Below are 15,441 nucleotides of genomic sequence, written 5' to 3' on the forward strand. Positions count from 1 at the left end.
TTTTCTGGTTCGTCTTCTGGCTCCTCTGTCGGGTTTTTTTTCTGTTCTCTCCCCGCCGTGGTGGGGGTCGTTGGGGCCCCGCGCGCTGGGGGGGGCCAGCGCCGCGCTGGCCCCCTCCGGCCCTCCGGGCCACCTCCCCCAGAGGGGGAGGATCTAAGAAGATGAGCCGCCGCAGGCGGCCGAGGGAGCACTCCATGCGCCGTGTCGCGCCGATCCTGCTGGCCGCCGTGATGGCCACGCCCGCCGCCGCCCAGGGGCCGCTGCTGAACGGCCTGTTCGCCGACCATGCGGTGGTGCAGCGCGATCGGCCGCTGCCGGTGTTCGGCCGCGCTAGGCCCGGCGAGGCGGTGACCGTCACGCTCGGCGACAGGACCGCGACCGCCACGGCCGGCGCCGACGGCGCCTGGCGCGCGGACCTGCCGGCGCTGGCGGCGGGCGGGCCCTATACGCTGGAGGCCAAGGCCGCCTCGGGCGCGGCGCAGACGGTCAAGGACGTGCTGGTCGGCGACGTCTGGCTGTGTTCGGGCCAGTCGAACATGGAGCTGCCGGTCGAGCGCGGGAACAACAGCTGGTCGGAGATCCGCTCGGCCAACGACGACGGCCTGCGCCTGGCCTATGTCGACCACGCCGACAGCCGCACGCCCCTGGCCGCCTTTTCCAAGCCCCCCGCCTGGAAGGCGGCCAAGCCCGACGCCGTCGGCTCGTTCTCGGCCGCCTGCTACTACATGGCCCGCGAGCTGCGGAAGACCGACAGGACGCCGCTGGGCCTGGTCCACGCCTCGTGGGGCGGTTCAGCGATCGAGGCCTGGCTGAGCCCGGCCGCCCTGCGCAAGGCCGGCGACTACGAGGACGGCCTGCAGACCCTGGAGCTGTCGCTGAAGGACCGCCCGGCCGCCGACCGCCGCTGGGGCGAGACGATCAAGGCCTGGTGGAGCAAGGGTCATGGCGGAACGGCCGCCGGTCCTTGGGCGGGCTCGGGCGACTGGACGCCCGCGCCGCAGGGCCTGGGCGTCTGGGAAAGCTGGGGCGTGCCGGCCCTGGCCGCCTTCGACGGCGTGGTGTGGTTCGAGACCTCGGTGACGCTCACCGCCGCTCAGGCTAAAGGTGCTGCCAGCCTCGAGATCGGCATGGTCGACGAGGTCGACACCACCTTCGTCAACGGCGTCGGCATCGGCTCGACCTCCGGCGCGGGCACGGCGCGGACCTATCCGTTGGCGGCGGGGTCCTTGAAGGCCGGCGCCAACCGTATCGTCGTCTCGGCCTTCGACACCTACGCCAACGGCGGGATGTACGGCGACGCCGCCCGCGCGCTCTTCCTGGCCGACGGGACGCGGATCCCGCTGACCGCCTGGCGCTATCAGGTCGAGCCCAAGGCGACCGGCGAGCCGCCGCGCGCGCCGTGGGACACGCTGTCGGGCCTGTCGACCCTCTATAACGGCATGCTGGCGCCGATCGGCCCCTACGCCTTCAAGGGCTTCGCCTGGTATCAGGGCGAGAGCAACGCCGGCCGGCCGCAGACCTACCAGGCTCTGCTGACCCAGCTGTTCGCCGAACGCCGCGCGGGCCAGGCCGCCGACATGCCGGCCCTGGTCGTGCAACTGGCCAACTACGGCAAGCCGCAGCTGGCGCCAGAAAACTCCGGCTGGGCGCAACTGCGCGAGGCCCAGCGCGTCGCCGTGGCCAAGGACGGCCACGCGGCCCTGGCCGTGATCACCGACATCGGCGACCCGTCCGACATCCACCCGACCAACAAGCAGGACGTCGGCAAGCGCCTGGCCCGGGGCGCGCGGCGCCTGGCCGGCCAGGCTGTGACAAGCGGCCCGTCGCCAGTTTCGGCCCGCCGCGTAGGCGAGACAGTCGAGGTCAGGTTCGAGCAGGTGGCCGAGCGGCTGGCGGCGCGCGGTTCCGACCACGCCATCGGCTTCGAGCTGTGCGATGCCGTCGCCTGCCGTTTCGCCGACGCCAAGGTCGAGGGCGACAAGGCGGTGGTCGCCGTGCCGGCCGGCCTGACGCCGACCCGCGTGCGGTTCGCCTGGGCCGACGCGCCCACCTTCAACGTCTTCGACCTGTCGGGCTTGCCGCTGGGGCCGTTCGAGATCGCGGTCGCGCCGTGAGCCTGACCGGTCTTCGCGGCGCGGTTTCCGCCCTGGCCCTGGCCGCCGCCGTGGCGGCCGCGGCGGCCCTGGCCGCGCCGACCGCCGCGCGCTCGGCCGAGCCGGCGGCGGTTTCGGAAAAACCCGCGGCTGGCGGCTTTCCGCTGATCGCGGCCGGCCGACCGGCGCAAGTCGAGGCCGACGTCACCGACTGGCCCGGCGTGCTGCGCGCCGTGCAAGGCCTGCGCGGCGACCTCTCCAAGCTTTCCGGCGGCGGCCAGCCGGCCAAGGACGCGCCGCTGGTCATCGTCGGGACCCTGGGCAGGAGCGCGCAGATCGACGCCCTGGTCGCGGCCGGCAAGCTGGACGTCTCGGGCCTGAAGGGCCGCTGGGAAGGCTTCGTCCAGCAGGTGGTGGAGAGCCCGCGTCCGGGCGTCGCGCGCGCCCTGGTCATCGCCGGGGCCGACAAGCGCGGGACGATCTTCGGGGCCTACGACCTGTCCGAACGGGCCGGCGTCTCGCCCTGGACCTGGTGGGCCGACGTGCCCGTGCCGGTGCGCCGCGACCTCTCCGTCGCGCCCGGCGCCAACCTGCAGGCCCCGAAGATCAAGTACCGGGGCATCTTCCTGAACGACGAGAACCCGGCCCTCTACGGCTGGGCCAACGACACCTTCGGCGGCTTCAATCACGGCTTCTACGAGCGGGTCTACGAGCTGATCCTGCGGCTGAAGGGCGACTATCTGTGGCCGGCCATGTGGGGCAAGGCGCTGTATGACGACGACCCGCTGAACGCCGTGCTGGCCGACGAGATGGGCGTGGTGATCGGAACCTCACACCACGAGCCGATGATGCGGGCCCATGTGGAGTGGGAGCGCTACGGCCAGGGGCCGTGGGACTACGCCAAGAACCCCGACGCCCTGCGCCGCTTCTGGCGCGAGGGGATCGCGCGGATGGGTTCGAACGAGAGCCTGGTCACGGTCGGCATGCGCGGCGACGGCGACGAGCCGATGACGCAGGGCACGGCCACCAAGCTGCTGGAGACCATCGTCGCCGACCAGCGCAAGATCATCGGCGAGGTCACGGGCAAGGACCCGTCGGCGACGCCCCAGGTCTGGGCCCTCTACAAGGAGGTGCAGGACTATTACGACGCCGGGATGCGGGTTCCGGACGACGTGACCCTGCTGTTCGCCGACGACAACTGGGGCAACATCCGGCGTCTGCCGAAAGCGGGTGAGGCGCGGCCGGGCGGCTACGGCGTCTATTATCATTTCGACTATGTGGGCGGGCCGCGGAACTACAAGTGGCTCAACACCAACCAGGTCGAGCGCACCTGGGAGCAGATGAAGCGCGCCGACGAGGCGGGCGCCGACCGGCTGTGGATCGTCAATGTCGGCGACCTCAAGCCGATGGAGCTGCCGACCGAGTTCTTCCTCGACATGGCCTGGGACCCCGCCGCCATGCCGGTCGAGAAGCTCTCGACCTATACCCGCGACTGGGCGGGCCAGCAGTTCGGGGCCGAGCACGCGGTCGAGATCGCGGCGCTGCTGGACGGCTACACGCGGCTGAACGCGCGCCGGAAGCCGGAGCTGATCGACGGGGCGACCTTCAGCCTGGTGAACTTCCGCGAGGCCGAGAAGGTGGAAGCCGAGTGGTCCGACCTGGAGCGCAGGGCCGACGTCCTGCGCAAGAGCCTACCGAAAGCCCAGGACGACGCCTTCTTCCAGTTGGTCTGGTTCCCGATCATGGCCGGCGCCAACCACAACCGGCTCTACATCGCCGTCGGGCGCAACCGGCTCTACGCCGAGCAGGGGCGGGCGGCGGCGGGCGTCGAGGCCGAGAAGGCGAAGGCGGCCTTCGCCCGCGACGCCGAACTGACCCGCCAGTTCCACGAGGACCTGGCCGGCGGCAAGTGGCGGCACATGATGAGCCAGACCCACATCGGCTACACCGGCTGGCAGCAGCCGGAGACGAACGTGCTGCCGGACCTCGCGCCGGCTCCGGCGGGCGAAGGCTTCGGCGTCGCCGTGGAAGGGCGTCAGGCGCCGGTTGGCGAGGGCGGGGCCGACCTGCCGGTGCTGCACCGCTGGGGTACGCACAGCCGCTGGATCGACGTCTTTGGGCGCGGCGCGACGCCGTCAGAGTTCACGGTGAAGGCCGACGCGCCCTGGCTGGCGATTGCGCGACCGTCGGGCGCCGGCGACGCGCGGCTGGAGGTCTCGGTCGACTGGACGCGGGCGCCGAAGGGCGAGAGCCGGGTTCCGATCAGCATTTCCGGCGGCGGTCGCGGGGTGGTGGTCACCGCCGTGGTGGTCAATCCCGCCCGCAAGCCGGCCAAGGGCGCCTTCGTCGAGGCCGGCGGGCCGCTGGCCATCGAGGCCGAGCACCATGCCAAGGCCACCGGCGCGGACGGCGTCGTCTGGAAGACCATCCCCAATCTCGGCCGCACCCTGTCGGGCGTGACCAGCTACCCCACCACGGCGCCGGCGAGCGTTCCGGGCCAGGGTCCGGTGCTGGACTATCTCGTCGACTTCGAAAAGGCGGGGCCGATGGACCTGTCGGTGTTCGTCTCGCCGGGGCTGGACGTCACGGGCGGCGGCGGGCCGCGCTTCGCGGTCTCGATCGACGATGGCGCGCCGGTGGTGGTCAACACCATTCCCGACCCGTCGGAGAAGGCCTGGGATAGGGCGGTGGCGGATAATATCCGTATACTGATGATGTCGCTGAGCGTGCCGTCTGCGGGCGCGCATCGGGTGCGGCTGTGGCGGGTGGACCCGGGCGTCGTGTTCCAGCGGCTGGTGATTTCGCGGGGCGCGGTGGCGGGGAGCTATCTGGGGCCGGTGGAGGGGACTAAAGCGCCCTGATCCTTCCACGAAGCGCTCTATTCCAAGACGTCATCGCCCGCTTCATGCGGGCGACCCAAGCTGACTTTGAAAATCCTGACAGGCCGCTTGGGTCGCCCGGACAAGCCGGGCGATGACTTCCTAAAAGGATAGCGGGAGACTCGTCTGTCCGCCGCCCCTAATTCGCCAGCGAAAACTCCACCGGCGCATCCATCTCGATCCTTTCCCCCTTCACCGTGTGCGGCGGCGCCGGGAACGGATCGGACCGCGCGACCATGGCGCGGACCTCGGCGTCGAGCAGGGCGTGGCCGGTGGGGCCGGTCAGGCGGCAGTCCAGCACGTGGCCGGCGCGGTCGATGACGAAGGTCACCTGGGCCACGCCCTGCTGTTTCCGCATCCGGGCGGCCTTGGGATAGGTCTTGTGGGCCTCCAGCCAGGCGCGGACGCGAGCGGCGTAGCTGTTGCTGGAGCCGGCGTGGGCCTGGACGCTGTCGGCGTCGCGCTGGCCGGCGGGCGGCTTGGCGGCAGAGGCCTCCATGGCGCGGGCGGCGGCCGGCACGGCGGCTTGGGCCGCGGCGGGTGGCGTCGGGCGGGACGGGGCTTCCGAAGGTGGCGCAGGGGAGGGCGGCGCGGGCTTCGGCGCGGCCTGGGTCAGCCAGCCGTCGGGACGCGGCGGCAGGGGCTTGGGCGTCGGCTTTTCGGGCTGGGCCGGCTCGGGCGGCGTCGGCTCGGTCTCCGGCGTCGGGGCCGGATCGGCGTCCGGCGAGGCGGCGTTGTCGGTCCGGTCGAGGGCCGGGTCGCCCAGCGAGATCAGCATGGCCGTCTCGTCCATGACGGCGAGGACGGGCTTCTGGTCCCACTGGATCACGGCAAGGCCAAGGGCGCCGTTGATGATCAACGACGCCCCCGTCGCCCAGGCTCGAACGTGCCAGGGCGTTCTCATGATTAGAACGTCTTGCCGAGGGTCAGCTTGAAGGTGCGGCCTTCGGCGTCCAGCGACAGCAGGTGCCGCTGGAAGGTCTTGTCGAACAGGTTGTCTACGCCGGCCTGGACCTCGAGCCCTTGCAGCAGGCCGTCCTGCGGCTTCCAGGTCAGGAACAGGTTGTGGACCGCGTAGCCCGGCGTCGCCAGCGTGCTGGACGTCACATGGGTCTGGTCGTCGGCGAACTCGCCGCGCCAGCCGGCCGTCAGGTTCTGGGCCGGGAAGATGTAGCCCAGGGTCAGGTTCAGGGTGTCGGCTGGGATGGTGTTGAGATAGGCGCCGGTCTGGCGGTTCTCGCCGTCGATCACCGACACCGAACCACGGGCGAAGAAGCGCTTGGCGCCGTATTCGGCCTCGACCTCGACGCCCGAATAGCGCGCCTCGCCGACATTGACGAAGTAGCTCGAGGTCGAGGTGCCGCGCGTGATCAGGTTCTTCACGTCGTTGCGGAAGGCGGTGGTCTTGAAGCGGAACTGGTCGCCTTGGCCAAACAGGTTGCGGAACTGCAGGGTGCCGCCGACCTCGATGTTGTCGGACTCTTCGGGCTTGAGGTTCAGGCTGTAGTTGGTCGAGGCCGTCGCGGTGCGGCTGTAGATCTCGTCCAGCACCGGCATGCGCACGGTGTGGGCGACCGAGCCGAACACCGAGGCCCATTCGGTCAGGCTGTAGAGGGCGGCGATCTTCGGCGAGACGCCGTTGTCCTTGACCACGGTGGTGGTGGTGACGCCTTCGCCCGGCTGCAGCTTGGTCCAGTCGACGCGGACGCCGGGGATCAGGGTCAGCTTGCCGAGGATGACCTCGCCCTGGGCGAACAGGCCGTACTTCTCCATGTCGCCTTCGGGGTGGGTGGCGGCGCCGTGGTTTGTGCCGGTGGCCGTGCGGCGCGGGTTGCGGCGCTCCTGCTTGTAGGCCTGGGCGCCGATCGTCAGGAAGGCCACGTTGTCGCCGCCGAGGCTGAACTCCGAGATGTTCTGGGCGCGGCCCTGCAGGGTCTTGTACGAGAACTCGGACTCCAGAACGCCCGACAGGAAGGTGGTGTCGGTCTGGTTGACCTTGGTGTTGGCGTAGGAGACCTGCGCCGAGACGTCGAGCAGGTCATTGCCGGCGAAGTCGTTGTTGTAGCCGATGACGGCGGTGTCGTCGGTGGTCTTGCGGCGCACCGGCGTCGTGGCCAGGGCTTCGGACTGGTCGTAGATCTGGGTGCTGTCGTTCTTCCAGTTCTGGTACGAGGCCCAGACGTTGTGGCCCTTCTCGCCGCCGATGAAGTAGCGGCCCTTCAGCAGGTAGCTGTCGGAAGTGGCTTCCGAGGCCGGCACGACCACGCCGTCGCCGTTCTCGTAATTGTCGCTGCGGCGCACGGTGTACATGCCCAGCAGTTCGGAATTGGCGGTCGGCTTCACGGCCAGGATGCCCGAGGCCAGGCGGGCGTCGGCGTTGCTTTCCAGGCCGCCGCGCAGGCGCACGGCGAAGCGGTCGTCGCCCTTCAGGAAGTCGCCGGCGTCCTTGCTGGTGAAGTTGACCACGCCGGCCAGGGCGCCCGCGCCGTACAGGGTCGAGGAGGCCGGGCCGCGCAGCACTTCGACGCGCTTGTAGAGCTCGGGATCGCTGAAGAACGAGCCCATCCGGTACTGCTCGTAGAACTTGGTGACGCCGTCGATCTGCATCAGGATGCGGCTGTCGCTGTCGGCCAGGCCCGTGCCCATGCCGCGGATGTTGAAGCCTTGGCCCAGGGCGCCGACGCCGCCCATGGTGTTGACGCCGGGGATGCCGGCCAGCAGGTCGCCGATGGTCGAGGCCTGGGTGTTGTCGATGGCTTCCTGGTCGAGGGTGGTCACGGCCTGGGGCGTGTCGATCGCCACCTTCTCCTGACCGGCCGAGACGACGACCTTGCCCAGCGACAGCTTGCTGGCGGTCACCACTTCGTCGGACGCGTCAGCGGCGGCCGGGGCCTGGGCGTGGGCGAGGCTCACGAGGGCGAGGTTGGCGACGCCGGCCAGCAGCAGGCCGCGCGTACGGTTGGAAAGGCGCATCGAATATCCCCGTTAATAAGCGAATAAGAATCATTCGCACACTATGGGCAGGCGACTCCCGACAGAGCGCCTCGCCGAACGGCGACGCTTCTGGCCGCCTTTTCGCCTAAATGCAAGTGACTCTCAATAACGAGTGATTGCGGCGATGAAAATGTGGGGGGAGGGTGTGTGCGACGGGAACGTCGCCGCCGGCTTCGGGCGCTGCTGGGAATATCCGAGTGGGCGGGCAGTTCGTTACCGATCCACGCCGCTCCGCAGATGTTCAAGCTCTATCGTCCGTTGGGCCGATAGTGGCGCTTTGTCGCCTTTCAGGCCGAGACGGAGGCTTTCGCCCAGCCCTACGGCTCGCCCTTACCCCCACTGAACTTGAAGATCCCCACGCCCAGCGCGATCCCCAGCAGGATGCCGATCGCCATGTTGTGGATGATGGCGCCGAAGATCACGCCGACGATCAGCCCCAGGGGCAGGCCCAGCACACCGGTCTTGTTCATCGCGTATCCTTCGAAGGTCGTTCAGGTCTGCACGCCGGACGCCTAGGCGCCCGTCCATTCGTCGAGCATGTCGGCCAGCACGTCGAGCGGCATGGTGCCGGCGGTCAGGCCCGCGTCGTGGAAGCTCTTGAGGCTGAAGCGCGCGCCCAGGCGCTTTTGCGCGCGGGCGCGGCTGTCGGTCCAGGTGCGCCAGCCGAGCATGTAGCTCGAGGCCTGGCCGGGCTGGACGCAGTAACGCTCGACCTCGCGGGTGACAGAGGTCTCGGCGTCGCCCAGGGTCTGCGACATGTAGGCGATGGCCTGCTCGCGGCTCCAGCGCTTGGCGTGGATGCCGGAATCGAGCACCAGGCGGCTGGCGCGAAACAGCATCGAGGCCACATAGCCCAGCTGGCCCAGCGGATCGCCTTCATGGGCCCCCATCTCGTCGGCCAGCTGCTCGGCATAGAGCGCCCAGCCCTCGGAATAGCCCGAAAAGATCGGCAGGCGGCGCAGGGTGGGGATGCCCGGGGCCTCCATCATCAGGGCGTTCTGCAGGTGGTGGCCGGGGATGGCCTCGTGGAACACCAGGGTCGGCAGGTCGAAGCACGGCTGCTCGGCCGTGTCGCGCAGATTGATCGAGAACAGGCCGGGCCGCGAGCCGTCCAGGCTGGGCGGGCTGTAATAGGCGCCGGGCGCGCCGGCCTCGATCGACGGCGGCACGCGCTGGATCTTCACCCCGGCCTTGGGCAAGCGGCCGAAATAGCCGGGCAGGCGTTCGCGCATGGCCGCGATCTTGGCCTCCAGTTCGGCCAGCAGGGCCGCGCGCCCGGCGTCGTCGTTGGGATAGAGATTGGCCGGGTCGCGGCGCAGGGCGGCGATGCGGGCCCCGACCGAGCCCTCGGTCAGGCCGCGGGCCTTGAGAATGGCGTCGGCGCGGGCGGAGAAGCGGGCGACCAGCTCCAGCCCCAGGCGATGGATCTCGTCGCCGCCAAGGTCGGTGGTCGTCGCCGCGCGCACGGCGAAGCGGTAATAGGCCTCGCCGCCCGGCAGCCGCCAGACGCCGGCGTCGTGGACGGCCGTCGGCAGGGCGGCGGTCAACAGTTCGGCCTGACGGCGCAGGGCCGGATAGACCTCGGCCTCGACGATCTTGGTGGCCCGCGCGTCCCAGTCGCCGGCGATGGCCTTGGCGCCGGTGCGCCGGGTCAGGCCAACGACCAGCTCTGACTGGGCGGGGGTGGGCGCCAGCATGGCGGCGAATTGCGAGAGGGTGGTGCGCAGCACGAAATCGGGCGGCGTCGCGCCCCGGGCGAAGTCGGCGCGGGCGCGGGCCGTCTCCTGGTCGAGCAGCACGGCGAAGGCCGACAGGCGCGACAGATAGGCCTGCGCGTCGGCGGCGTCGTTCACCGGGTGGGTGTCGGCCAGGAAGCTCGGCACGCTGCGATAGGCGCCGGTTAGCTGCGAGATCACATAGGGCGCGGCGACGCCGACATCGGGATTGCCGTACGGCGTGTCGAAGCTCTGCAGGGTGGTGTCGGCCATGTAGGCGGCCGAGCGGTAGTTGACCCGGTCCATGCCGGTCAGGGCCTTGGCGTCGAAGGTCGCCAGGTCCTTGCGCAGGTCTTCGAAGATCTGGCGGGTGCGCAGGAGGCCGGCCGGGGAGCGGTCGTCCAGCTTGCCGCGGGCGGCGGCGTTCGGGCCGGCGTCCAGGCCCGTCAGGGTCATCAGCTGCGGCGAGTCGAGCATCGCCTTCTGGATCAGCCCTTCGAGCACGGCGGAGAGGCGTTCGCCCTCGGTCTCGCGGGCCAAGGCGGGCAGGGGCGCTGCGGCGAGGGCGGCGGCGGACAGCACGAAAGAACGACGGTTTGTCATTCTGTGGTTGTAGCGCGCCTCGCGTTTCGCGCCAGAGGCGGCATTGGGCGCGCGAGAACCTCGCCCTTCGACAGGCTCAGGGTGAGGTTCTCTACTGCGAGGCTCTGCAATGGTCCTCAACCTGAGCTTGTCGAAGGGCGAGGGCCACGCACGACGCTTAAAACTCCGGAGTTTACGGCCGCAGCAGCACCTTGCCGGTCTTGCCCGGGGTCAGCGAGGCCCTCACCGCGTCGGCCACCTGGTCGAGGCCGTAGACGCCGTCGGTCGGCAGCTTCAGCTTGCCGGTCGCCACCTGGGTCAGCAGCTCGCCGATCAGCTTGCGGCGCAGGTCGGGCGCCATGGTCGCCGAGACGGTCGAGCCCCAGAAGCCCTTCACGGTCAACTGCTTGAAGATCACCGTGCCCGAGGAGATCTGCATCGGCTCGCCGGTCATCGAGCCGAACGAGACCAGCAGGCCGTTCTCGCCCAGCAGGTCGGCCATGTCGCCCGAGGCGGTTCCGCCGATGGAGTCGACGGCGGCCTTGATCGGCGCGCCGCCGGTCAGTTCGGCGACCTTGGCCTTCCAGTCCGCGTCGGCGGTGGAGACGGCGTTGTCGATGCCCAGCTCGGCCAGTTCGGCCACGCCGGCGTCGCGGCGCACCAGGTTGATCACGTTGACGCCGCGGGCCTTGGCCAGCATGGCCAGGGTCTTGCCGACCGCGCCGTTGGCGGTGTTCTGGGCGACCCAGTCGCCGGCCTCGACACCGAGCGTCTCGAGCAGGGTGATGGCGCTGAACGGCATGGCGATCAGCTGGGCGGCGGCTTCGTCGGGGATGGCGTCGGGCACGGGCACCAGGCCGGCTGCCGAGGCGATGAAGTATTCGGCCCAGCTGCCGTGCACGCCGGCCACGGCGAAACGCTGGCCGACCAGGGCGGCGTCGACGCCGTCGCCCACGGCGTCGACGATCCCGACCGCCTCGCTGCCGCCGATGGCGGGCAGGGCGGGCTTGTAGCCGTAGTTGCCGCGCACGGTCCAAAGGTCGTGATTGTGGATCGGCGACAGCAGGGTGCGAATGCGCACCTTGCCGGGGCCGGGCTCGGGGATCGGGCTGTCGGCCAGGGCCAGGACTTCGGCCGGGTCGCCGAACACGTCGTGGATCGCGCTGCGCATGGGGTCTTCCTTCTTGTTATCGGGCTTGTTGTCGGGGGAGGGCGGCCTCAGGCGGCCGCGAGCATCTGTTCGGTGGTTCGCAGGGCCTCGCGCAGCGGGCCCTGGTCCTTGGAAAGCTTGGCCAGGATGGCCGCGCCCAGCCACAGGGCGTACATCGCCCGGGCCGTAGCGACCGGGTCGCCGGACCCGGGCAGCGAGCCGTCGTCGCGGCCCTCGACGATGACGGCGGCGATGCGGCGCACCAGGCGCTCGACGCCGGTGTTGAGGATCAGCCGCATGTCTTCGGACAGGTCGGAGATCTCGGCCGCCAGCTTCACCACCAGGCAGCGGTCGGCCATGCCGCAGGCCGCGTCGGTGTCCAGCCAGACGGCCCAGTAGGCCATCAGCTTGTCGCGGCCGCTGGCGCCGGTGTCGAACAGGCCGGCGAGCTTGACGCCGTACTCGGCGCAGTAGTCGTCCAGCAGGGCGCAGCCGAACGCCTCCTTCGAGGCGAAGTAATAATAGAACGAGCCCTTCGGCACGCCGCTGGCGTCCAGCAGCTCCTTCAGCCCCATGCCGCCGAACCCCTGGCGCAGAACCAGCTCGCGACCGGTGGCCAGTATGTGCTCGCGGGTGAGTTCGGACTTCTTGCGGACGGCGGTCATGCGAGGTGTATGGCAAATAATAGACCGGTCGTCTAGTTATGCGGTTTTAATGCGCGCCCCTTCGGCCGTCATCCCGGCCGAAGGGCTGCGCAGCAGGCCGCAGAGCCGGGACCCAGGGTGACTGGGCGCAGCGGTTGGGTTGGCAGGCGGTCGTGGCCGGCGCGTTGCGTGTGGCCCCTGGGTCCCGGCTCTCCGCTGCGCTACGGCCGGGATGACGAATGTTGTGGGGCGGAGCCGGTCTCAGCGCTTACCCCCTCCGGCCCTCCGGGCCACCTCCCCCAGAGGGGGAGGATTTCGAGCCGTAGATGCTCCCCCTCTGGGGGAGCTGTCGCGGAGCGACTGAGGGGGTCTTACACCCCCACCAACCGCAGCATCTCCCGCAGCGTCGGCGTGTCGTCATCCCGCCGCCAGGCCAGGCCCGTCTCCAGCGTCGGTGGATCGCGGACCTCGACATAGGCCACGCCCGCCCGCGCCAGGTTGCGCAGCGAGGCCGGCACCAGCGCGACGCCCAGCCCGGCCGAGACCAGGCTGATGATGGTCTGCATTTGGATGGCCTCCTGCACGATGTGGGCGGGGCGGCCCAGGCGGGCGAAATAGCCGGTGACGAGGTCGTGGAAGGCGGGCGCTACGGTGCGGGGGAAGAGGATCAGCGGGGCGTCGACGATGGTGGCTGGGGCCAGCATCCCGTCCTCGACCGCCAGCCGGCCGTCGGCGATCCAGGCGGCCGGGGCGGCGGCGATCAGGGGCTCGGAGACCAGGCGCTGATAGGCCAGGGGCTCGGGCAGGGCGCGGTCCGACGGCGGGATGATGATGCCGGCATGACGCTCGCCGGCGACGATGGCGGGGATCTGCACGTCGCTGGTGGCCTCGACCAGACCGATCTCGACGTCGGGAAAGGCCCGCGAATAGCGGCTGACCAAGTCGGGCAGGACGCTGTAGTCGGCGGTGCTGACGAAGGACAGCGACAGCAGGCCGGTCTGGCCGTCGCGCAGCCGCCGGGCGGTGGTCGGCAGTTCGTCCACGGCCGCCAGGGCCGCCAGCACCTCGGGCAGCCAGGCCTCGCCTAGCGGGCTGAGCCGCACGCTTCGTTTGGAACGCACGAACAGCGGCGCGCCCAAGGTCTTTTCCAGCGCTATGATCGACTGGCTGAGCGGCGGCTGGGTCATGCCCAGGCGCTCGGCGGCGCGGCCGAAATGCAGGGTCTCGGCGACGGCCGCGAAGTGGCGCAGCGGGCGAACGTCCATATCGATATCCCAGATATATATTTTGGCCGACCTAATATCGCCGTTCTAATATATTTTGAAAGCGCGGGGCAGGGGCGTAATAACCCCACAGCCGACACTGAGATTTTCCCATGCCTCCCTATCGCTCACGCACCTCCACCCACGGCCGCAACATGGCCGGCGCCCGCGGCCTGTGGCGCGCCACCGGCATGAAGGACAGCGACTTCGGCAAGCCGATCATCGCGGTGGCCAACAGCTTCACCCAGTTCGTCCCGGGCCACGTGCACCTGAAGGACCTGGGCCAGCTGGTCGCTCGCGAGATCGAAGCGGCCGGGGGCGTGGCCAAGGAATTCAACACCATCGCCGTCGACGACGGCATCGCCATGGGCCACGGCGGCATGCTGTATTCGCTGCCCAGCCGCGAGCTGATCGCCGACGCGGTCGAGTACATGGTCAACGCCCACTGCGCCGACGCCATCGTCTGCATCTCCAACTGCGACAAGATCACGCCCGGCATGCTGATGGCCGCCATGCGCCTCAACATCCCGGTGGTCTTCGTCTCGGGCGGGCCGATGGAGGCCGGCAAGGTGCAGATCAAGGGTGCGATCCGCTCGCTGGACCTGGTCGACGCCATGGTCGTGGCCGCGGATGACCGCTACACCGACGAGGAAGTCGAGGCGATCGAGAAGGCCGCCTGCCCGACCTGCGGTTCGTGCTCGGGCATGTTCACGGCCAACTCGATGAACTGCCTGACGGAAGCCTTGGGCCTGTCGCTGCCCGGCAACGGGTCGGTCCTGGCCACCCACGCCGATCGCGAGGCCCTGTTCAAGGAAGCTGGCCGGTTGATCGTCGACCTGTGCCAGCGCTGGTACGAGCAGGACGACGCCACGGCCCTGCCGCGCGGCATCGCCACCCGGGCGGCGTTCGAGAACGCCATGAGCCTGGACATCGCCATGGGCGGCTCGACCAACACCGTGCTGCACCTGCTGGCCGCCGCCAGCGAGGGCGAGGTCGAGTTCTCGATGGCCGACATCGACCGACTGTCGCGCCGCGTGCCGTGCCTCTCGAAAGTGGCCCCGGCCAAGAGCGACGTGCACATGGAAGACGTCCACCGCGCCGGCGGCGTGCCGGCCATCCTGGGCGAGCTGGAGAAGGGCGGCCTGATCGACGCCACCCAACCCACCGTCCACGCCGCGACCATGGCCGAGTCCCTGGCCCGCTGGGACATCGGCCGCACCAACAGCGGCACGGCCCAGGAGTTCTTCCGCGCCGCGCCCGGCGGCAAGCCGACCCAGATCGCCTTCAGCCAGGCCGCGCGCTGGGAAGACCTCGATCTCGACCGCGAGAACGGCGTCATCCGCTCGGTCGAGCACCCGTTCTCCAAGGACGGCGGCTTGGCCGTGCTGTTCGGCAACCTGGCCCCGGAAGGCTGCATCGTGAAGACGGCCGGGGTCGACGAGTCGATCCTGACCTTCAAGGGCACGGCGCGGGTGTTCGAGAGCCAGGAAGACGCCGTCAGCGGCATCCTCGGCGGCAAGGTCGTGGCCGGCGAGGTCGTGGTCATCCGCTACGAAGGCCCCAAGGGCGGCCCGGGCATGCAGGAGATGCTGTACCCGACCACCTATCTGAAATCGAAGGGCCTGGGCGCGGCCTGCGCCCTGATCACCGACGGCCGCTTCTCGGGCGGCACCTCGGGCCTGTCGATCGGCCACGTCTCGCCCGAAGCCGGCGAGGGTGGCCTGATCGCCCTGGTCGAGACCGGCGATCCGATCCTGATCGACATCCCCAACCGCGGCATCCACCTAGATTTGCCCGAGGCGGTTCTGGCCGAGCGTCGCGAGGCGCAACTGGCCCGCGGCAAGGACGCCTGGAAGCCGAAGGACCGCAAGCGCCAGGTCTCGCCGGCGCTTCGGGCCTATGCGGCCATGACCACCAACGCCGCGCGCGGCGCGGTGCGGGACGTGAGCCAGGTCGAGCGGGGGTAGGATTGCTGTTGGAATTGGGGGGTGATGGGTCTGAGTCCCATCGCTCCTCAAACACCGAGCATCCCCGCGAAGGCGGGGATCCAAGCGGAGTCCGCGGGTGATCTACGGCCGCGCCGCGTTCTGAAAGTCAGCTTGGATCCCCGCCTCCCCGGGGA

The 15,441-nt window shown here is 70.0% G+C and carries 10 protein-coding genes; 3 read left to right on the forward strand and 7 right to left on the reverse strand.

Annotated features, from left to right (window positions below; genetic code table 11):
• The first annotated feature begins 194 nt into the window (after positions 1-194).
• Both I4Q42_RS26425 and I4Q42_RS15620 read left to right on the forward strand, forming a co-directional pair.
• Positions 195-2,114: a sialate O-acetylesterase gene (locus I4Q42_RS26425; protein WP_198577015.1), complete on the forward strand. Its 1,920-nt coding sequence runs from the start codon at positions 195-197 to the stop codon at positions 2,112-2,114.
• Positions 2,111-4,954 carry a glycosyl hydrolase 115 family protein gene (locus I4Q42_RS15620; RefSeq protein ID WP_332873089.1) on the forward strand — a complete coding sequence of 948 codons (2,844 nt, stop codon included), beginning with the start codon at positions 2,111-2,113 and terminating at the stop codon, positions 4,952-4,954. The genes I4Q42_RS26425 and I4Q42_RS15620 overlap by 4 nt, the downstream gene beginning before the upstream one ends.
• Positions 4,955-5,111: 157 nt before the next feature.
• Here I4Q42_RS15620 and I4Q42_RS15625 read toward each other — a convergent pair whose 3' ends face one another.
• From I4Q42_RS15625 to I4Q42_RS15655, 7 genes are all read right to left on the reverse strand, one after another.
• Positions 5,112-5,831 (reverse strand): energy transducer TonB, encoded by a 720-nt coding sequence (locus tag I4Q42_RS15625; protein ID WP_198577016.1) that lies wholly within the window; start codon positions 5,829-5,831, stop codon positions 5,112-5,114.
• Positions 5,832-5,878: 47 nt separating this feature from the next.
• A complete protein-coding gene (locus I4Q42_RS15630; RefSeq protein ID WP_198577017.1) occupies positions 5,879-7,945 on the reverse strand; it encodes a TonB-dependent receptor domain-containing protein in 2,067 nt (688 codons plus the stop codon).
• A gap of 338 nt (positions 7,946-8,283) precedes the next feature.
• Positions 8,284-8,436 carry a hypothetical protein gene (locus I4Q42_RS15635; protein WP_198577018.1) on the reverse strand — a complete coding sequence of 51 codons (153 nt, stop codon included), beginning with the start codon at positions 8,434-8,436 and terminating at the stop codon, positions 8,284-8,286.
• 42 nt (positions 8,437-8,478) lie between these two features.
• Complete coding sequence (locus I4Q42_RS15640; RefSeq protein WP_332873090.1) at positions 8,479-10,263, reverse strand: DUF885 domain-containing protein; 1,785 nt, start codon at positions 10,261-10,263, stop codon at positions 8,479-8,481.
• 193 nt (positions 10,264-10,456) lie between these two features.
• Positions 10,457-11,434, reverse strand: coding sequence for a zinc-binding dehydrogenase (locus I4Q42_RS15645; RefSeq protein ID WP_198577020.1), 978 nt, complete (start codon positions 11,432-11,434; stop codon positions 10,457-10,459).
• 47 nt (positions 11,435-11,481) lie between these two features.
• The gene (locus I4Q42_RS15650; RefSeq protein ID WP_198577021.1) at positions 11,482-12,078 is read right to left on the reverse strand and encodes a TetR/AcrR family transcriptional regulator; all 597 of its coding nucleotides are present in this window, start codon (positions 12,076-12,078) and stop codon (positions 11,482-11,484) included.
• 350 nt (positions 12,079-12,428) lie between these two features.
• Complete coding sequence (locus tag I4Q42_RS15655; protein WP_198577022.1) at positions 12,429-13,322, reverse strand: LysR family transcriptional regulator; 894 nt, start codon at positions 13,320-13,322, stop codon at positions 12,429-12,431.
• 110 nt (positions 13,323-13,432) lie between these two features.
• On the opposite strand from I4Q42_RS15655, the gene ilvD reads away from it, so the two are divergent.
• Positions 13,433-15,286 carry a dihydroxy-acid dehydratase gene (gene ilvD / locus I4Q42_RS15660; protein ID WP_198577023.1) on the forward strand — a complete coding sequence of 618 codons (1,854 nt, stop codon included), beginning with the start codon at positions 13,433-13,435 and terminating at the stop codon, positions 15,284-15,286.
• Positions 15,287-15,441 lie beyond the last annotated feature (155 nt).

The organism is Caulobacter hibisci (genome assembly GCF_016135805.1).
Lineage (GTDB): Bacteria > Pseudomonadota > Alphaproteobacteria > Caulobacterales > Caulobacteraceae > Caulobacter > Caulobacter hibisci.